At 70.0% G+C, this 19,065-nt stretch carries 10 protein-coding genes; 8 read left to right on the top strand and 2 right to left on the bottom strand.

Annotation, left to right across the window (positions count from 1 at the left end; all coding sequences use genetic code 11):
• Nucleotides 1–71 precede the first annotated feature (71 nt).
• A complete protein-coding gene (locus ABL843_RS21425; RefSeq protein ID WP_418117214.1) occupies nucleotides 72–1,904 on the top strand; it encodes a bifunctional metallophosphatase/5'-nucleotidase in 1,833 nt (610 codons plus the stop codon).
• Between the two features lie 33 nt (nucleotides 1,905–1,937).
• Here ABL843_RS21425 and ABL843_RS21420 read toward each other — a convergent pair whose 3' ends face one another.
• On the bottom strand, nucleotides 1,938–2,615 hold the full coding sequence (locus ABL843_RS21420) for a DUF418 domain-containing protein (RefSeq protein ID WP_418117213.1): 678 nt from the start codon (nucleotides 2,613–2,615) through the stop codon (nucleotides 1,938–1,940).
• Between the two features lie 266 nt (nucleotides 2,616–2,881).
• Here ABL843_RS21420 and ABL843_RS21415 point away from each other — a divergent pair, with 266 nt between their 5' ends.
• Nucleotides 2,882–3,469, top strand: coding sequence for a YSC84-related protein (locus tag ABL843_RS21415; RefSeq protein WP_418117212.1), 588 nt, complete (start codon nucleotides 2,882–2,884; stop codon nucleotides 3,467–3,469).
• Between the two features lie 34 nt (nucleotides 3,470–3,503).
• On the opposite strand, the gene ABL843_RS21410 is transcribed toward ABL843_RS21415, so the two are convergent.
• Nucleotides 3,504–4,370, bottom strand: a complete 867-nt coding sequence (locus ABL843_RS21410) for a plasmid replication/partition related protein (RefSeq protein ID WP_369661471.1) — start codon at nucleotides 4,368–4,370, stop codon at nucleotides 3,504–3,506.
• A gap of 209 nt (nucleotides 4,371–4,579) precedes the next feature.
• Here ABL843_RS21410 and ABL843_RS21405 point away from each other — a divergent pair, with 209 nt between their 5' ends.
• The 6 genes from ABL843_RS21405 (at nucleotide 4,580) to ABL843_RS21380 (ending at nucleotide 19,055) form a co-directional block, all read left to right on the top strand.
• Nucleotides 4,580–5,110: a sigma-70 family RNA polymerase sigma factor gene (locus ABL843_RS21405; protein WP_126025288.1), complete on the top strand. Its 531-nt coding sequence runs from the start codon at nucleotides 4,580–4,582 to the stop codon at nucleotides 5,108–5,110.
• Nucleotides 5,111–5,146: 36 nt separating this feature from the next.
• On the top strand, nucleotides 5,147–5,395 hold the full coding sequence (locus ABL843_RS21400) for a FecR/PupR family sigma factor regulator (protein WP_418117211.1): 249 nt from the start codon (nucleotides 5,147–5,149) through the stop codon (nucleotides 5,393–5,395).
• 189 nt (nucleotides 5,396–5,584) lie between these two features.
• Complete coding sequence (locus tag ABL843_RS21395) at nucleotides 5,585–5,833, top strand: MbtH family protein (protein WP_418117210.1); 249 nt, start codon at nucleotides 5,585–5,587, stop codon at nucleotides 5,831–5,833.
• Nucleotides 5,834–5,853: 20 nt separating this feature from the next.
• Nucleotides 5,854–6,603 (top strand): thioesterase II family protein, encoded by a 750-nt coding sequence (locus ABL843_RS21390; protein WP_418117209.1) that lies wholly within the window; start codon nucleotides 5,854–5,856, stop codon nucleotides 6,601–6,603.
• Nucleotides 6,604–6,666: 63 nt separating this feature from the next.
• Entirely contained in the window at nucleotides 6,667–11,967 is a 5,301-nt protein-coding gene (locus tag ABL843_RS21385; protein WP_418120502.1) for an amino acid adenylation domain-containing protein, read from the top strand.
• A complete protein-coding gene (locus tag ABL843_RS21380; RefSeq protein ID WP_418117208.1) occupies nucleotides 11,967–19,055 on the top strand; it encodes an SDR family NAD(P)-dependent oxidoreductase in 7,089 nt (2,362 codons plus the stop codon). Before ABL843_RS21385 ends, ABL843_RS21380 begins: the two co-directional genes overlap by 1 nt.
• The last annotated feature ends 10 nt before the right edge of the window (nucleotides 19,056–19,065 follow it).

Below are 19,065 nucleotides of genomic sequence, written 5' to 3'. Positions count from 1 at the left end.
AGGGCCTTCACGGCCTCGTCATGCGCGGTGGCCAGCATCCGCTGCGTTACCAAACAAGGAGAGAGGTTTCCATGCATGCATCGTTGAAGCACTTCGCCCTTGCCGGCGTGGTGGTGGCCACCCTGACCGCCTGCGGCGGCAGCGGCAACTCGAACAATTTCATTCCCTTCGTGCCGCCTCCCACGGCGAGCAATCCGCCTGCACCGGCTCCGGCGCCCGCCGCGCCGGGCACCATCGACGTCAAGCTCATCGCCTTCAACGACCTGCACGGCAACCTCGAGCCGCCGAAGCTGTCGATCAACGCGCCGGCGAAGGCGGGCGGCACGGTGGCGGTGCCCGCCGGCGGCGCGGCCTACATGGCTTCCGCCATCACATCGCTGAAGGCAAAGAATCCGAACAACGCCGTGGTGTCGGCCGGCGACATGATCGGCGCGTCGCCGCTGGTCTCGGCACTCTTCCTCGACGAATCGACCATCGAAGCCGTCAACGCGATGAAGATCGACTTCAACGCGGTCGGCAACCACGAGTTCGACAAGGGCCAGACTGAGCTGCTGCGCATGAAGAACGGCGGCTGCGCGAAGAACACCGCGCTCGAGCCCTGCCGCGTGAACAAGAGCTTCCCGGGCGCCAACTTCGGCTTTCTCGCGGCCAACACGGTGAAGACCGACGGCAACACGCTGTTTCCCGCCACCGGCATGAAGAGCTTCACGAAGGACGGCGCCACGGTGAAGGTGGCCTTCATCGGCATGACGCTGAAGGGCACGCCGAACATCGTGACGCCCGCCGGTGTTGCCGGCCTGAGCTTCAAGGACGAAGCCGATACGGCCAACGCGCTGATTCCCCAGCTGAAGTCGCAGGGCGCCGATGCCATCGTCGTCGTCATCCACGAAGGCGGCACCACCACCGTGGGCTACAACGACAAGAGCTGCGCCGGCCTGAGCGGCGACATCCTGCCGATCCTCAACAAGCTGGACGCGTCGGTCGACGTGGTGATCTCGGGACACACGCACCGCTCCTACATCTGCGACTACGCCAAGTCCAACCCCGCCAAGCCCTTCCTGCTGACCAGCGCCGGCCAGTACGGCACGCTGCTGACCGACATCAACCTCACCATCGACACCAAGACCCGCAAGGTGACGGCCAAGAGCGCCGACAACGTGATCGTGCAGGGCGAGGCCTACACCAGCGGCTCGACCACTGTCGCGCTGACCGACCAGTACCCCGTCTTCGGCAAGAACCAGGAAGTGGCTGCGCTCATCAGCCAGTACCTCGCGATCGCCGGGCCGCTGGTGCAGCGCGTGGTGGGCTCGCTGACCGCCACTGCCACGCGCACGCAGACCGCGTCGAAGGAAAGCGTGCTGGGCAACCTGATCGCCGATGCGCAACTCGCCGCGACCACCCCCGCCGGCAAGGGCGCCGCGCAGATCGCCTTCATGAACCCGGGCGGCGTGCGTGCCGACCTCGCGCCCGCCGGCGACGGCAGCGTGACCTACGGCCAGATCTTCGCCGTGCAGCCCTTCGGCAACAGCCTGGTGGTGAAGACCATGACCGGCGCGCAGATCAAGGCGGTGCTCGAGCAGCAGTTCAACAGCGGTTCCAACACCACGAGCGCGCCCAAGGTGCTGCTGCCCTCCAACGGCTTCAGCTACACCTACAACCTGTCGCAGCCTGCCGGATCGCGCATCAGCAACATGTCGCTCAACGGCACCGCGATGACCGATGGCACCAGCTACCGCGTGACCATGAACAGCTTCCTGGCCACCGGCGGCGACAACTTCACCGTCTTCAACCAGGGGACGGACACGCTGGGCGGCGACCAGGACGTGGATGCCCTGGAGGCCTACATCAAGGCCAACAGTCCGCTGACGCCGCCGGCGACCGACCGCATCACGGTCGTGCCTTGACAGGCGGGTGGTGAATGCGAGGACAGGCCGCGCTCAGCCGGCCTGTCCTTCAGATACCAGGCCGTGCCAAACCGGCACGACCGGAACTCTGCGAGTGCGGGCCAGCCATCGGCAGCTGAGCACCGCCTGCAGCGCCGGCAGTGCGGCGAAGGGCATGGCAACCCCCAGCAGGAGCCCGAAACGCGGCTCCAGCGCATGGAACAGTACCGTTGCGGCCAGCACTTGCAGCAGCCAGTTCGTCAGTGCGGCGCAGCCCATGGGCGCGAGCTTGCGCAGCCATTGCCGCCAGCGCGCCTGCTGGAACAGCAGAACGAAGGCCGCCATGCAGCAGATGAAGAGGGCTGCTGCCAGCGGTGCGAGTCGCTGCAGCAGCAGGGCCGCGATGATGCCGGTGACCGCGGCCGACTTCAGCAGCCGAACCCACAGCCGTCGATAGGCGACGGACTCCAGCAGCATGCGCCGCGCGAGCACGCGCAAGGCCGCCGGCTTCTTGCCAGGCCGATCCGCCCGCATCGCGAAGCTCATGCCCAAGAGCAGCGAAAGCAGCGCAGCCGACGACACGGCGAATTCGAGTGCCGACGCTCCGAGCAGGCCGAGCATCGGCATGAGGAACAGCACGAAGCCGCGCAGCGCGTCCGGCAGTTCAGGTCGGCGGACGCTGCCGGCGCGCGATTGGCGCAGCAGCCTTCTTGCTGCGAGGTCGAATGTCATGGGGCGCGATGTCGGTTCGGATGTCAGATCGCGGAGGGCCGTGCGCAGCCATCCGCACCACAGCCGCGATGCTACGAATCACCATTGCACGAACATTGCGCGCCGGCCGCGGGTGCGCCGCGAAGGTTCATCGATGCCGTGACCTCGCGTAGGCCGATGCCTTCAACTCGATTTGCCCGGTTTTGACGGTCTTAGCATGGGCGAATCCGCCCACGGGCGGAGATCTCATTGCCGATCCATGTTCTTTTCAAAGGAAGGATTCCGTCATGAAAAAAGCCATGAACTTCCGGACGCTGGCGCTTTCGTCCCTCGTGGCGGCGTGCAGCCTGGCCTTCGTCGGGTGCACGACCACGCGGCCGCAGGACCAGGCCAGCAGCGCGTCTTCGCGCGCCTCCATCGATGCGCAGGTCGATGCTTCGCTGTCCAAGCTCTACGATTCGGTGAAGGGCTCGCGCGATCTGGTCGTCAAGTCCAGCGGCGTGCTGGTGTTTCCCGCCGTGGTGGGCGCCAGCATGGGCGTGGGCGCCGAGTACGGCCGGGGCGCCCTGCGCGTGAACGGGCGCACGCAGTCCTACTACAGCACCACCGCCGGGTCGGTGGGCTTCCAGGCCGGCGCGCAGTCGAAGGCAGTGATCTACCTGTTCAACACCCAGGCCGCGCTCGACAAGTTCCGCAGCAGCAAGGGTTGGACGGCCGGCGCCGACGCCACGGTGGCGCTCGCGACCATCGGCGCCAACGGCAGCATCGACACCAACACGCTGCGCCAGCCCGTGGTGGGTTTCGTGATGACCAACGTGGGGCTGGAAGCGGGCGTTTCGCTGTCGGGCGCGAAGATCAGCGAGATCCAGCCGTAGGAACTGCCTTCCTCATCCAGCCGGCTGCAGGCTCTCAGTGATCCAGTTGGGCCTGCAGCTCGGCAACCTGCCTGCGCAGTGATTCGTTCTCGGCCGTGAGTTCGGCCACGCGCTGTTGCAGCGCCTGCACCGTATCCGGGCTCGCGTCGTCGTCCGAAGATTGCTCGGCCGTTTCCGCACGTGGCTTCTTCTTCGACTCGCGCACGCGTTTTGCAGCCTGCTTGAGTTCATCCTTGCCCGCGTTCGCGGCCGAGACCTGTTCTTCGGCCGGCAGCGTGGCCACGGCGGCCGCGGTGTTGATCGAAATCACGCCCGACTTGACAGCGGCCACCAGTTCCGGCGCGGCCTGCTTCTGGATCTTCTCGATCATGCCGACCTGGCTGCTGCTCAGGCGGGCTGCTCTGGCGATGGCTTCGCGGCTGTTGAGCGGAGCGGGCGGGGGGAGGGGAACTGCCGCGGCGGCTTCTTCACCCGTGGCATCGGCGGGCGGATCGGCATCGAACGGGGGATCGTCCGAGGAAGAGGCAGGGGCAAGGGCGGAGGAGGCCGGCTCGGTCGCCGTGGCCAGGCGGCTGCGCTGCTGGTCGACGATGTCCTTCTTTCTCAGCGCGAGCACGCCGCGCAGGTAGTCGGAGATGCTGCGCCGGCCCAGGTGCTGGTCGATCATCCAGAGGTGCACGTCCTCGATGGTCTTGAAGCGCGGGTTCTGCACCGTCTTGAAGGGCAGGCCGTGCTTCTGGCAGATGCCGTAGCGGTTGTGGCCGTCCACCAGCACATCGCCCCACAGCACCAATGCATCGCGGCAGCCCTCGGCCAGGATGCTCCGTTCCAGCGCCTCGTGTTCCTCCGGCGTCATGGGATCGATATAGGCTTTGAGTTCTTCGTTGACGACGATGTTCATGGGTGCGGAATCGGGCTAGGGGCGGCATTTTAGGTGGCCCCGCCGGGCCCTCCGGCGAGCGTTGAAGGCTGTCTCGGTTTCGGCCGTTCAAACGTCTTAATGGGTAAGAGATAAAGGGAGGAGCAACTGCGAAAGCGGGCCTTTTCTTGTCTAAAGATAGTAATAGTTCTTATTTGCATTATCTCGAATTGAATACTTCAGGAGTACCCATGGACATGTCGCTTCAGCCAGCCGAGCCCACGCTGGGAGAGGTCTTCATCGCAAACCGTGCCCAGCTCCAGCGCGTTGCGCAAAAAATCGTCCGTACCGCGGATCTCGCCGACGAAGTGCTGCAGGACGCCTACCTCAAGCTCGCCGACGGCGCCTGCGTGCGCGACGTGCGCAAGCCCCTCGGCTACTGCTGCCAGGTGGTGCGCAACGTGGCTTTCGACTACCACCGCCACAACTCCGTCGAGGCCACCTATCGCACCTACTGCGAAGACGTCGAACTGGTCAGCCCGCCCAGCAACGACGCGCCCGACCGCGTACTCGACGGCCGCCAGGCGCTGGCCGCGATCGACCGCGTGCTAGAAGCGCTGCCCGCGCGCACCCGCCTGGCCTTCGAGCTCAACCGCCTCAGCGGCATGACGCAACGGGAGATCGGCGTGCGTCTCGGCTGCTCCGCCACGCTGGTGAACTTCATGATCAAGGACGCCGACGCCGCCCTCGAAAGCTGCCGTTACCTCGTCCAGGGCGGCTGATTTTTCCGCCTTCCCGTCGGCGATACGATGTCGCCGATGACAAAGCAGGACAAGGACCACGACCCGGTCTGGCAGATCGCATGGACCTGGGTGCGCCGCCAGCATGAGCGCGGCGGCCTCGGCGAGGCGGCGGGCAGGGAGCTCGCGCAATGGCTCGCCGCCGATCCTCTTCACCGCAAGGCATACGAAGAGGCGGCCCGCCTCTGGCTGCTCGTGGGCCTCGTTCCGCCTGCCAACGACGTTCCCCCGCCCGACGACGCTCCGGGCGACTCCGCCGCGCGCTAGCCGCGGCCTTCTTTCCTTTCTCCTTCTTCCTTCCCTTTCCGCGCCGCGAGCCCTCGCGGCCGCAGCCGCGCGCGCCTGCGCAACGAGTGTCTCCCGACCCTAAACACGCGGCCTCCGTCCCCGTCATGTATCGCAAGGGCAGGCGCCTTCGCCTCGCCGCCGATCTCAACTACCCCAAGAGGACCGCACATGTCTACCAGCTGCTTCGACCGTGAGGACGAGACCTTCATCGTTCTCGTCAACCACGAAGAGCAATACTCGATCTGGCCGCAATGGAAGGCCGTGCCCGGCGGCTGGAAGGCCGTCGAAGGCGTCCAGGGCGACAAGAAGACCGTGCTCGAGTACGTAGAGAAAACCTGGACCGACATGCGCCCCAGGTCGCTGCGCGACTGGATGGCGCAGCAGGAAGGCAGCAAGAGCGCTCCCGCCGCAGCCTGAAGCCATCCGAAGAAGAGCGAATGCAGGCGCCCCTTTCCCTGTTGTGCCTGCCATGCGCAGGCGCCAGCGCCACCATGTACCTGCGCTGGCGGCGGCTGCTGCCGCACTGGATCGAAGTCGTGCCGATGGAGCTGCCCGGCCGCGGCAGCCGCCTGGGCGAGGACTTCGTCGAAGACTTCGAATCGCTAGTCTCGCTCCTGTGCGCCGAGCACGATGCCGCGCTGCGCGGCAACTTCGCGCTCTTCGGCCACAGCATGGGCGCCCTGCTGGCGTGGGGCGTCGCGCAGCGCCTTCGTGCCGATGGCCGGCCCTTGCCGCGCGCGCTGCTCGTGTCCGGCAGCGCCGCGCCTTCGCAGCGCGACCCCGACCGCTTCGTCGACATGAATGACGACGCGGCCCTCGTCGGCGACCTGCGCAAGCAGGGCGGCACACCGGAGGAGCTCTTCGACAGCCCCGAGCTGCTGCGCATGACGCTCGACACCCTGGCCGCCGACTACCGCGTGTGCGAGAGCTTCGCGCATGCTGGCAATGCGCCGCTGCCTCTTTCCCTGCACGCCTTCTCCGGCCGGCAGGACGACATCGAGCCCTGGCGCATGGAGGCCTGGTCCGCCGAGACCTCCCGCGCCGGCTTCACGCTCGACTGGTTCGACGGCGGCCATTTCTTCATCCGGCAGCAGGAGGCCCGCGTGCTCGAGGCGCTGGTGCAGCGCCTGGCCGGGCTGGCGGCGGGAGCGGAAGTCCATGCGCCTCGTGCCCGTGCCCTTGCCTGACCTGCTGCCGCCGGGCTGCGCCGCCGCGCGGGCCCGGCAATTCAAGGAACCGATGTGAACCCGATGCACCCCGTGGACTTCGTGAGCCACCTGCGCGATCTGGCTGCGCGGCGGCCCGGCGACACCGCGCTGATCGCCGTCACCGACCGCGACGGCGCCCCCCTCGACACCCCCATCAGCTACAGCCGGCTCGACGAGCGCGTGCGCGGCCTCGCGGCGCGGCTGCAGCAGTCCTATGGCCTTTGCGAGCGCGCGCTGATCATGCTCGACAACAGCGATGACTACGTCGTCAGCTTCTTCGCCTGCCTCTACGCCGGCCTCATCGCCGTGCCCGTGTTCCCGCCCGAATCGACGCGCAAGCGGCATCTCGGCAAGCTGGAGGGCATCGCGGCCGATGCCGGCGCCTGTTGCGTGCTGACGCATGCCGCCATCCGGGCGTCCATCGCCAGCGTGGCCGAAGCCTTTGCCGACGTGCCGCTGATCGCCGTCGACGAGATCGGCACCGAGGATGCCGACCGCTGGGCGCCGCACGCGCCGGCCGCTTCCGACATTGCCTTCCTGCAATACACCTCCGGCTCGACCTCCGCGCCCAAGGGCGTCATGGTCACGCACGCCAACCTCATGGCGAACATGCGCGCGATCGAGGAGGGCCTTTCCGTCGGGCTGGACGACACCTTTGCGAGCTGGCTGCCGCTGAACCACGACATGGGCCTGATCGGCGGCCTGCTGCAGCCGCTGCATCGCGGCATTCCCGTCGTGCTGATGTCGCCGCGCTATTTCCTCGAGCGGCCCGTGCGCTGGCTCGAAGCCATCTCGCGCCACCGCGCGACCATCAGCGGCGGGCCCGACTTCGCCTACCGCCTGTGCCTCGAAAGAGTTTCGGAAGCGCAACTGCGCAAGCTCGACCTGTCGAGCTGGACTCTTGCCTTCTCCGGCGCCGAGCCGGTGCGCGCCGACACGCTGCGCCAATTCAGGACGCAGTTCGCGCCAGCGGGCTTCGCCGCCGGTGCGGTGTATCCGTGTTACGGCCTCGCCGAATCGACTCTCTTCGTTGCCGGGGGCCGGCGCGGCGCGGGCATGGTCGCCCAGGGCTTCTCGAGCCGCAGCCTCGCGCGCGGCGTTGTCGAAAGCCAAGCCGAATCCGAAGAAAGCACCACGCTCGTCGGCTGCGGCATGGCCGTCTCCGGCCATGCCGTGCGCATCGTCGACCCGGTTTCGCTGGCCGTGCGCGACGCGAGTGGCATCGGCGAGATCTGGGCCACGGGGCCCAGCATCGGCAGCGGCTACTGGAACAAGCCGGATGTGTCGCGCAACACCTTCGTCGAGCACGACGGCGCCACCTGGCTGCGCACCGGCGACCTCGGCTTCGTGCACGAGGGCGAGCTCTACGTGGCCGGGCGCATCAAGGACATGATCATCGTGCGCGGCCACAACCTGTACCCGCAGGACATCGAGCGGATGATCGAATCCGAGATCGACATCGTGCGCAAGGGCCGCGTGGCCGCCTTCGCAGTCGATGGGCCGAGCGGCGAGGGCATCGGCCTCGCGGCCGAGGTCTCGCGCAGCACGCAGAAGCTGGTCAGACCCGAGGCGCTGGTCGAAACGCTGAGCGCGGCCGTGAGCGAGCAGTTCGGCGAGCCGCTGTCCGTGGTGATGCTGCTCAACCCCGGCGGCATGCCCAAGACCACCAGCGGCAAGCTGCAGCGCGGCGCCTGCCGGCAAGGCTGGATCGACCGCACGGCCGACGCATACGCGATGTACGCGCATGGCGAATTCGTGCTCGGTGGCCCGGCGGCGACGGCGAATGCGCCTGTGGCGCAGCCGGCGCTCGACGAACTGGAGCAGGCCGTCGCCTCCATCTGGAACGAAGTGCTGCGCCGCGGCGCGCAGCAGCCCGCGCTCGCGCGCGGCGATCACTTCTTCATCCGCGGCGGTAATTCGCTCGCCGCCACGCAGGTCGCGGCCCGCATCGCCGACCGCTGGGAAATCGACTTCCCCGCGCGCATGCTTTTCGAACAGCCCCGGCTGGGCGAACTCTCGGCCGAAGTGCGCCGGGTGCTCGCGAGCGGCCGGCGCAGCCCGCGCAGCGCGATCCCCGTGCTGCCGGGGGAGCGCCGCGCCGGCCCGCTCGCGCTCTCGCACGCGCAGGAGCGCCAGTGGTTCCTGTGGCAGCTCGATCCGAAGAGCACCGCGTACCACGTCGGCGTGGCGCTGGATCTGTCGGGCCCGCTGCATGCCGAAGCGCTCGGTGCTGCGTTCGACGACATCGTGGCCCGCCACGAAAGCCTGCGCACCGTGTTCCGCGCGGCGGCGGACGCAAGCGTGAGCCAGTGGCTTCAGCCTGTGTCGCAGTTCTCGCTGCGGCACGTCGACCTGCGCGATCTGCCGGCACACGAGCGCGAAGCTGCGGCGATCGGGCGCGCGAGCCGCGTCCACGCCGAGCCCTTCGACCTCGGCGAAGGCCCGCTGCTGCGCGCCGCGCTGATCCGCATCGACGACGCGCGCCATCTGCTCGCCGTCGTCGCGCACCACATCGTGTCCGACGGCGCATCCATGCAGGTGCTGGTCGGCGAACTCGGCGCAGGCTATGCGGCCCGCGCGAAGGGCGAGGCCCCTCGGTTCGAGCCGATGCCGATCCAGTACGCCGACTACGCCCTCTGGCAGCGCGACTGGCTCGCCGCAGGCGAGGCCGCACGCCAGCTTGCCTACTGGCGTGCTCAGCTCGGCGACGAGCATCCCGTGCTGGCCCTGCCCACCGACCATCCGCGCCAGGCGGTGGCGAGCTACCGCGCCGCGAGCCATGCCTTCGAATTCGACGCCACCATCGTCGAGCGGCTGCGCGCCGCGGCGCAGGCGCAGGGCGCGACTTTCTTCATGGCGCTGTTGGCCGGCTTCCAGGCGCTGCTGCACCGCTACACCGGCCAGCAGGAGGTGCGCGTCGGCGTGCCGGTGGCCAACCGCCACCGCAGCGAGACAGCGGGGCTGATCGGCTTCTTCGTCAACACTCAGGTGCTGCGCGCCTCGGTGAGCGGCCGCATGAGTCTCGCGCAGCTGCTGGCGCAGGTCCGAGAAGCCGCGCTCGGCGCACAGGCCCACCAGGACCTGCCTTTCGAGCAGCTGGTCGAAGCCCTGCAGCCGCAGCGCAGCCTGAGCCACAGCCCGCTGTTCCAGGTGATGCTCAACCACCTGCGCGAGGACGCGGACACGCTGCGCGCGCTGCCCGGGCTGGAAGCCCGCGAGCGCCGCATGGAGGAGGGCGCCGCGCAGTTCGAACTCGTGCTCGACATCCGCGAGCGCGCCGACGGAAGCACCGGCGCCGTGTTCACCTACGCGGCCGAGCTGTTCGAGCCCGCCAGCATCGAGCGCATCGCTGCGCACTACCGCGCGCTGCTGGAGGCGCTGGCGTCGGATTCCGCCCAGGCCCTTGGCGACGTGCAATGGCTCGACGAGGCACAGCAGCGCCAGCTGCGCGACTGGGCGACGGGCGAGCGGCAATCGCCGAAGCCACTGCCCGTGCACCGCCTGTTCGAGGTGCATGCACGCGCGACCCCTGCCGCCGTCGCGCTGATCGACGGCGACGCCCAGTGGAGCTACGCGGCCCTGAACGAACGCGCCAACCGCGTCGCCCACAGGCTGATCCGCCAGGGCGCAGTTCCCGGCACTGTCGTCGCGGTGGCCATCGAATCGGCCGCAGACCGCGTCGTGGGCCTGCTTGGCGTACTCAAGGCCGGCGCCACCTACCTGCCGCTGGACCCCACGCATCCCACGCAGCGAATTGCGCAGTTGCTGGAAGACAGCGGCGCCGGGCTGCTGCTGGCCAGCACTGCGGATGCGGAAGTGCAGCGAGGCATCGCCACCGTGCTGTTCGACGAAGAGCAACTGCGCGGCGAAGCCTCCTCCGGCCCCGAAATCGGCCTGCACGACGGCCAGCTCGCCTACCTCATCTACACCTCGGGCACTACCGGCCGGCCCAAGGGCGTGGCCGTGCCGCATGGTGCGCTGGCCATGCACATCCAGGCGATGGCACGCACCTGCGGCATGCGCGCCGAAGACCGCTCGCTGTTGTTCGCGCTGCCGCACGTCGATGCGGCCATCGAGCAGTGCCTGCTGCCGCTCGCGACGGGCGCGGCCCTCGTGGTGCAGTCGCAGTGGTGCTCGCTCGCGGGCGAACTCGACGCGCTGCTGCAGCGCCACTGCGTGAGCGTGGTCGACCTGCCGCCGGCCTATGTCCGCCAGCTGATGCAGGGCCAGCCGCCGTTCGCGCATGCCGTGCGCCTCGCGCTCTTCGGCGGCGAGGCCTGGACCGGCGAAGACCTGGCGCTGATCCGCCGCGTGCTGCGGCCCGAACGGATCGTCAATGCCTACGGCCCGACGGAGGCCGTCATCACGCCCACAGCGTGGAACGGTTCGGCGCGCGACGACGTGCAGGGCTACGCGCCCATCGGCCGCCCCGTGGGCAACCGCACGGCCCATGTGCTCGACGCCGACATGCAGCCGGTGCCGCAGGGCGTCGCCGGCGAGCTGTACCTCGGCGGCGAGGGGCTGGCGCGCGGCTATCTCGGCCGCGCGGCGCTCACGGCCGAGCGCTTCGTCGCCGACCCGCTCGGCGACGCGGGCGGCAGGCTCTATCGCACCGGCGACCTCGTGCGCTGGCGCGACGACGGCCAGCTCGAATACCTCGGCCGGCTCGACCACCAGGTGAAGCTCCGCGGCTTCCGCATCGAGCTCGGCGAGATCGAGGCCCGTCTGCGCGAGCACCCGGCGGTGCGCGAGGCGCTGGTGCTCGTGCACGAGGCCGCGGCAGGCCCTTCGCTCGCCGCCTACGTCTCGCCCGCGCCCGCCGCGCAGATCGACACCGCCGCGCTCAGGGAGCGGCTGGCGCGCGCGCTGCCCGACTACATGGTGCCCGCGGCCATCGTGGCGCTCGAGAGCTTTCCGCTCACCGCGGGCGGCAAGATCGACCGCCGTGCGCTGCCCGCGCCCGTGGCTGCCGGGGGGCAGGGCGGCCATGCCTACGAGGCGCCGCAGGGCGACGTGGCAGAGACGCTGGCTGCGATCTGGGCCGAGCTGCTCAAGGTCGCGAAGGTCGGCATGAACGACAACTTCTTCGACCTCGGCGGCAACTCGCTGCTCGTGATCCGCATGCACCGGCTGATGGAAGACAGGCTCAAGCCGGGCCTCACCGTGGTCGATCTCTTCAAGTACCCGACCGTCGGCGCGCTCGCGCGGCGCATCGAACAGGGACAGCGCGGCGCCGCGCCAGCCGCGTCCGGCGGCGAGCTCGCCGACGACGAGCAGGCACGCGCCCAGCGCCAGCGCGCGGCCCTGCTGCAGCGCCGCCGACCCACCGAAAGAAGCCTCTGATGCAAGACCAGACACCTGCGCCCGAATACACGGGCATCGAGATCGCCATCGTCGGCATGGCCGGCCGCTTCCCGGGCGCGCCGGACGTCGACGCCTTCTGGCGCAACATCCGCGACGGCGTGGAGTCGGTCACCGTCTTCAGCGACGAGCAGCTACGCGCGCGCGGCGTGCCCGAGCGCACCCTGGCCGACCCCGACTACGTGAAGGCCGGTGTGCTGTTCGAGGGCTTCGACCAGTTCGACGCGGGCTTCTTCGGCTATTCGCCGCGCGAGGCCGAGCACCTCGATCCGCAGCAGCGCATCTTCCTCGAATGCGCCTGGGAGGCGCTGGAAAGCGCCGGCTGGCAGGCGGGGGCGGGCAAGGGCGGCGCCTCGGTCGGCGTCTACGCGGGCGACGGCCCCAACCTCTACCTCATGCGGCACCTGCTGCCCGCCTTCGGCGTGGACGCCGGCACCGGCATCGCCGACATGCTGGGCCTGATGAGCGGCAACTCCGCCGGCTCGCTGTGCACGCGCGTGGCCTACAAGCTCGACCTGCGCGGCCCGGCCGTCAGCGTGCAGACCGAATGCTCCACCTCGCTGGTGGCGGTGCACATGGCCTGCCAGGCGCTGCTGAGCCACGACTGCGACATGGCGCTGGCCGGCGGCGTGTGGCTCAACCTGCTGCAGGAAGGCGGCTACCGCTACCAGAGCGGCGCCATCCTCTCGCCCGACGGCCACTGCCGCGCCTTCGACGCGAAGGCCGCGGGCACCGTCATCGGCAGCGGCGCGGGCATCGTGGTGCTCAAGCGGCTGGCCGAGGCGCTGCGCGACGGCGACACCATTCACGCGGTCATCAAGGGCAGCGCCTCCAACAACGACGGCTCCGACAAGATCGGCTTCACCGCGCCCAGCGTGCAGGGGCAGGCCAGCGCGATCCGCGCGGCGCAGATGGTGGCCGACGTTCCCGCCGCCACCGTCGGCTACGTCGAGGCGCACGGCACCGGCACCACGCTCGGCGATCCGATCGAGATGGCCGCGCTCACGCAGGCCTTCGCCAGCGGCGGCGCAACCGAAAAGGGCAGCTGCGCCATCGGCTCGGTGAAGACCAACATCGGCCACCTCGACGCCGCGGCCGGCGTGGCCGGCCTCATCAAGGCGGCGATGGCGCTGCGCCACAGGACGCTGCCGCCCAGCCTGCATTTCGAGCAGCCCAACCCGCAGATCGACTTCGCGAACAGCCCGTTCTACGTGAACACCGAGGCCAGGCCCTGGCCGAAGGGCGATGCGCCGCGCCGGGCTGGCGTCAGCTCCTTCGGCATCGGCGGCACCAACGTGCACGTGGTGCTCGAAGAAGCTCCCGCCATCGCCGAGCAGGTCAAGGAGAGCGGCTGGCAGGTGCTGCCGCTGTCGGCCATGAGCGCTGCCGCCACGCGGCAGGCCGCGCAAAGGCTGGGCGCGCACATCGAGGCGCATCCGGAGCTCGCGCTGACCGACATCGCGCACACGCTGCAGTCGGGCCGCCGCGCCTTCGCGCATCGCAGCGCCGTGGTGGCAAACGAGGCATCGGCGGCCGCGCGCATGCTGGCCTCGGGCGAGGGCGTCGTCACCGCCTCGGCGCCGGCGCCCGAAGAGCCGTCCGAAGTGGCGTTCCTGTTTCCCGGCGGCGGCACCCAGCATGCCAACATGGGCCTGGAGCTGTACCGCGGCGACACCGCCTTCCGCGATGACGTCGACCGCTGCTGCGAGCTGCTGCGCCCCGAACTGGGCTTCGACCTGCGCGAGCTGCTGTTCCCCGCGCCGGGCGCGGAGGCCGACGCCGATGCGCGCCTCTTCAGCATCGCCCTGGCGCAGCCCGCCTTGTTCGTCATCGAATATGCAATGGCGCATTGGTGGATGCGCCGTGGCGTGCGTCCCGCGGTGATGATGGGCCACAGCCTCGGCGAATACGTGGCCGCCTGCTTGGCGGGCGTGTTCAGGCTCGAAGACGCGCTGCGCGTGGCGGCCCTGCGCGGCCGGCTGCTGCAGTCGATGCAGCCCGGCGCGATGACGGCGGTGCCGCTCTCGCAGGCCGAGCTCGCGCCTTTCCTGCAGGACGGCTGCGACCTCGCCGCCGCCAACGGCGAGCAGCTGAGCGTGCTCTCAGGCCCCATCGGTGCCATCGAGGCGACCGAGGAGAAGCTGCGCGCGCAGGGCCACCTGCCGCGCCGCCTGCATGTGTCCATCGCCTCGCATTCGGCGATGACGCAGCCGCTGCTCGGCGAACTCGAGCGGCTCATCGCCTCGGTGCCGCGGCAGGCGCCGAAGATCCCCTTCGTCTCCAACGTCACCGGCCGGCTCGTCACGGCCGAACAGGCCATGAGCCCGGGCTACTGGGCGCAGCACCTGCGCGGCACGGTGCAGTTCGTGGATGGCCTGCGCACGCTGCTCGACGTGCCTGGGCGCGTGGTGCTCGAAGTGGGCCCCGGCGAAACGCTCGCGGGCCTCGCGCGCCAGCACCCGAGGGCCGCGTCGGCGGCCGCCGTGCTCGCCAGCCAGGCGCATCCGCAGCAGCGGGCGCGCAACGCGCAGCAGATCGCGCAGGCGCTCGCCGGCCTCTGGCTCGCGGGCGTGGACATCGACTGGGCCGCCTGCCACGCGGGCCAGCCGCGCCGCCGCGTGCCGCTGCCGGCCTACCCGTTCCAGCGCCGCCGCTACTGGGTCGACGCACCCGATGGCGCATCGGCGAAATCGCCGGGCAGGAAGCCGCTGGACGCGTTCTACGTGCCGGCATGGAAGCGCATCGAGGCGCCGATGCCGGCACCGGCGAGCGAGCCCGCCGCGGGCTGCGTGCTGCTGTACGGCGACGGCCGCGGCTTCACCGGCCATCTCGCGCGGCACCTGCGCTCGCAGGGCCATGCCGTGGCCATCGCGCAGCGCGGCGGGTCCTTCGCGCGCAACGGCCGCGACGAATGGGCGCTGCGCCCCGGCGAGCAGGCCGACCACGCGCGGCTGCTGCGCGAGGTCGAAGCCGACTTCGGCGCCGTCACCGCCATCCACCATCTCTGGTGCCTCGACGAGGTGCCTGCCGCCGGCCCTCAGGCCGAGCTGCTGGAGCGCGGCTTCTTCAGCCTGCTGGCACTGGTGCAGGCGCTGGACACGCGCACCACCGCGGCCAGCGCCGCCATGCTGCCCATCGCCATCGTGGCCAACCAGATCGAGGACATCACCGGCGCCGAGGCGCTGTGCCCCGAGAAGGCCACGCTGCCGGCCATGGCCAAGGTGATCGGCCAGGAATGCCCGCGCATCCGCTGCCGCGTGATCGACGTGATGCTGCCCGCGCCCGAAAGCGAGGCCGAGAACCTGCTCGTCGAACAGGTCGCCGCCGAAGCTGCCGCACTGCGCGACGAGGCCGGCGAGCCGCTGCTGGCGTATCGCGGCGCGCATCGCTGGGCCAGGACTTACGAACCCGCGCCGCTGCCGGCCGCCGCACGGCTGCGCCTGCGCCGGGAGGGCGTGTACCTCGTCACCGGCGGCCTGGGCGGCGTCGGCCTCGCCATCGCGAAGCATCTGGCGCAGCACTGGCAGGCCAGGCTGGTGCTGCTCGGCCGCACGGCCATGCCCGAACGCGCGGCGTGGAGCACGCTGGCCGGCGACGCAAACCAGAACGAGGCGCAGAGAGCGCGCTTGCGCCAGCTGCTCGAACTCGAATCGCTGGGCGCGCAGGTGCTGACCCTGTCGGCCGACGTGTCCGACCCGGCACAGGTGCAGGCCGCGCTCGCGCTTGCGAACGCGCGCTTCGGCGCGCTGCACGGCATCGTCCACGCGGCGGGCGACGCGGGCGGCGGCATCATGGCCCAGCGCACGCGCGCGCAGGTCGACACCGTGTTCTCCACCAAGGTGCGAGGCACCCGCGTGCTGCTGGACGCGGTGCGCGGCCAGCCGCTGGACTTCGTGCAGTTCTGCTCCTCCATCTCCAGCGTGGCCGGCGGCCTGGGCATGAGCGACTACGCCGCGGCCAACGCGTATCTCGACGCCGTGGCCGTCGCGCATGCGCGCAGCGGCGGCTATCCGGTCTTCTCGGTCAACTGGGACGCCTGGCGCGGCCTCGGCATGGCCCAGAACATGGTGGTGCCCGAGGGCATCGGCATGGACGGCCCCGAGGGCGCGCGCACCTTCGAGCGCATCGTCAACGGCCCGCTGCGGCCGCAGACCGTGATCTCGACCACCGACCTCGCCGAGCGCCTCGGCCCGCTGGACAACGGCATGCTCGACCTGCTCGATGCCGAAGGCGCCCAGCCCACGGCGGGCGGCGCAAGCCATCCGCGCCCCGCGCTGCAGACGCCTTTCGTCGCACCTGAAGGCGAGCTCGCGAACGCGCTGGCCGCGCTTTGGACCGAGCGGCTGGGCATCGCGCCCATCGGCATGGACGACAACCTGTTCGAGCTCGGCGGCGATTCGCTGGTGGCCATCCAGCTGCTGTCGCGCATCCGCAAGGCCTACGCCGTCGAGCTGCACCCCAGCGAGTTCTTCAAGGCGCCGACCATCGCGGGGCTGATGGCGCACATGCCTGCGCAGGATGTCGCGGCGAACCCGGGCAGCGCCGCCTCGAGAGAGATTCCGACCGTGCCGCGCGACGGCGCGCTGCCGCTGTCGCCGATGCAGCGCCGGCTGTGGCTGGTCGACCGCCTCACCGATGCCGCCAACGTCTCGGGCCGCGCGGCCTACAACATGTCGGCCGGCCTGGCCCTGCACGGCGAGCTGGACGTCGGCGCGCTGCGTGCTGCCATCGACGCCATCGTCGCGCGCCACGAAGTGCTGCGCACCGTGTTCGCCGAGGACGGCGAGGGCGAGCCCGTGGCGGTGATCCGCGACCGCGTGTGCCTGGACATTCCGGTCATCGACGTTCCCGGCGCCGACAAGGCCGAGCGCGAACGCCGCTACGCCGAACTCTTCGATGAACTCGTGCGCATGCCCTTCGTGCTGGCCGAGGGCCCGCTGATCAAGGCCACCGTCGCGCGCCTCGGCGAGCGCGAGCATGTGCTGATCCTCGTGGTGCACCACATCGTGTTCGACGGCTGGTCGATCGCGGTGTTCGCACGCGAGCTCGGCGAGTTCTACGAGCGCGCGCTGCGTCGCCAGCCGCTGGCGCTCGCGCCGCTGCCGGTGCAGTACGTGGACTACGCCGCGTGGTACGAGCGCGCGCTGGCCTCGCCAGCCTTCGGTGCCAAGGCCGGGTTCTGGCGCGACTACCTGCGCGACGCGCCCCAGGTCTCGAGCCTGAAGCCCGACCACCGGCGCCCGGCCACAGCGTCGCACGCCGGCAGCTCGGTGGTGCTGGAGCTTTCGCCGGCCCTGTCGCAGGCGCTGGGCAGCCTCGCGCGCGAGTCCGACGCCTCGCTCTTCACGCTGCTGCTGTCCTCCTTCTTCCTGTTCTTCCACCAGGCCTCGGGCGCCGACGACGTCGTCATCGGCACCGACGTGGCGGGACGCGGTCATCCGGACCTGGAGCAGCTGCTGGGCTTCTTCGTCAACGTGGTGCCGGTGCGTTCGCGAATGGAAGGCCGGCCGGCGGATTTCAGTCAATGGCTCGCGCGGACGAAGCGACAGACGCTCGCCGCCATGGACCACCAGGACGTGCCCTTCGACCAGATCGTGGAACTCGCGGGCGCACGCCGCGCGCGCGACCGCAATCCGTTGGTGCAGGTGCTCTTCGTCCTGCAGAACACACCGGAGATCCGGTTCGCCATCGAAGGCGCCGAGGTCGAGGTGCTGCCCCAGCAGATGAACGAATCCAAGTTCGACCTGGCGGTGTTCGCCAGGCAGCAGGCCGGCGCGCTCACCGTCGAGTGGGTGTACGCCACAGACCTGTACCGGCGGGAAACCGTCGAGAAGTACGCCGCTTCGTGGCACGCGCTGCTGGAGCGGATCGTCGCAACACCGGGCCTGGCCATCGATGCGCCGGCCACCACCCCTTCGCAGGAGCGAATCGACATGAACACCACCACCCGACCCGCAGCCGGCAGCAGCAACAAGATGGACAAGCTCGGCAAGCTTGGGAAACTCGCCAGGGCCGCGCCCGGCACCGAGGCCCCTCGCGCCGCCGCGCGCCCCGTGGTCCAGACCTCCTTCCTCAAGCCGGGCGCCGAGTTCCCCATCGTGCTGCAGGCCACCACCACCGACCTCGACACCGTGGCCTGGGCGAAGAGCCAGGCCGACTACATCGAGATGCTGGTGGCCAGGCACGGCGGCATCCTGTTCCGCAACTTCGGCCTGAAGACGCCGCAGGACTTCGAGGCCTTCGCCGAGGCCATCGAGCCCGAGCTGTACGGCAGCTACGGCGACCTGCCCAAGAAGGAGGGCGGCAAGAAGACCTACCGCTCCACGCCGTACCCCGAGCGGCAGATGATCCTGTACCACAACGAGAGCTCGCACCTCGACCGCTGGCCGCGCAAGCAGTGGTTCTTCTGCGAGCTGCCCTCGCCGGTGGGCGGGGCCACGCCCATCGTCGACTGCCGCGAGATGCTGCGCCGCCTGCCGGCCGACATGGTGGCCGAGTTCGAGCGCAAGGAGCTGCTGTACGTGCGCACCTTCACGCCGGGCCTGGACGTGAGCTGGCAGGACTTCTACAAGACCGAGCGCCGCGAGGACGTGGAAGCCCGCCTCGCCGACGCCGGCATCGCCTGGCGCTGGCTCGACAGCGACACGCTGCAGACGCGCACCCGCTGCCCGGCGGTGATCCGCCATCCGCTCACGGGCGAGAAGGTGTTCTTCAACCAGATCCAGCTGCACCACGTGGCCTGCCTCGAGGCGCAGGTGCGCGAGGACCTGCTGGCCATGGGCGGCATCGACCGCCTGCCGCGCAACGTGACCTATGGCGACGGCTCGCCCATCGCCGACGAGACCATGGCCGTGGTCGGCCGCGTCTACGAGGAATGCGCGGTGCGCTTCGACTGGCAGCAGGGCGACATCGTCATGCTCGACAACATGCTCGCGGCCCATGCGCGCGACCCGTACGAAGGGCCGCGCAAGATCGTGGTGGCGATGGGCGCGATGTTCGACCGCGCCGCGCTGGCAGGCGCCGCGCAGGCGGCGACGGACGCCCGCATGGCCGACGAGCAGGGGGCATGAGCGTGACAAC

This window comes from Variovorax sp. 350MFTsu5.1 (assembly GCF_048302515.1).
Classification (GTDB): Bacteria; Pseudomonadota; Gammaproteobacteria; order Burkholderiales; family Burkholderiaceae_C; genus Variovorax; species Variovorax guangxiensis.
The sequence above is the reverse complement of the archived record's forward strand: the minus strand, read 5'-3'. Positions and strand labels throughout refer to the sequence as shown.

What these genes read in the sequence shown, in the direction of transcription:
- ABL843_RS21425 (WP_418117214.1), top strand. Translation starts at nt 72, where the DNA reads ATGCATGCATCGTTGAAGCACTTCGCCCTTGCCGGCGTGGTGGTGGCC.
- ABL843_RS21420 (WP_418117213.1), bottom strand. Translation starts at nt 2,615, where the DNA reads ATGACATTCGACCTCGCAGCAAGAAGGCTGCTGCGCCAATCGCGCGCC.
- ABL843_RS21415 (WP_418117212.1), top strand. Translation starts at nt 2,882, where the DNA reads ATGAAAAAAGCCATGAACTTCCGGACGCTGGCGCTTTCGTCCCTCGTG.
- ABL843_RS21410 (WP_369661471.1), bottom strand. Translation starts at nt 4,370, where the DNA reads ATGAACATCGTCGTCAACGAAGAACTCAAAGCCTATATCGATCCCATG.
- ABL843_RS21405 (WP_126025288.1), top strand. Translation starts at nt 4,580, where the DNA reads ATGGACATGTCGCTTCAGCCAGCCGAGCCCACGCTGGGAGAGGTCTTC.
- ABL843_RS21400 (WP_418117211.1), top strand. Translation starts at nt 5,147, where the DNA reads ATGACAAAGCAGGACAAGGACCACGACCCGGTCTGGCAGATCGCATGG.
- ABL843_RS21395 (WP_418117210.1), top strand. Translation starts at nt 5,585, where the DNA reads ATGTCTACCAGCTGCTTCGACCGTGAGGACGAGACCTTCATCGTTCTC.
- ABL843_RS21390 (WP_418117209.1), top strand. Translation starts at nt 5,854, where the DNA reads ATGCAGGCGCCCCTTTCCCTGTTGTGCCTGCCATGCGCAGGCGCCAGC.
- ABL843_RS21385 (WP_418120502.1), top strand. Translation starts at nt 6,667, where the DNA reads ATGCACCCCGTGGACTTCGTGAGCCACCTGCGCGATCTGGCTGCGCGG.
- ABL843_RS21380 (WP_418117208.1), top strand. Translation starts at nt 11,967, where the DNA reads ATGCAAGACCAGACACCTGCGCCCGAATACACGGGCATCGAGATCGCC.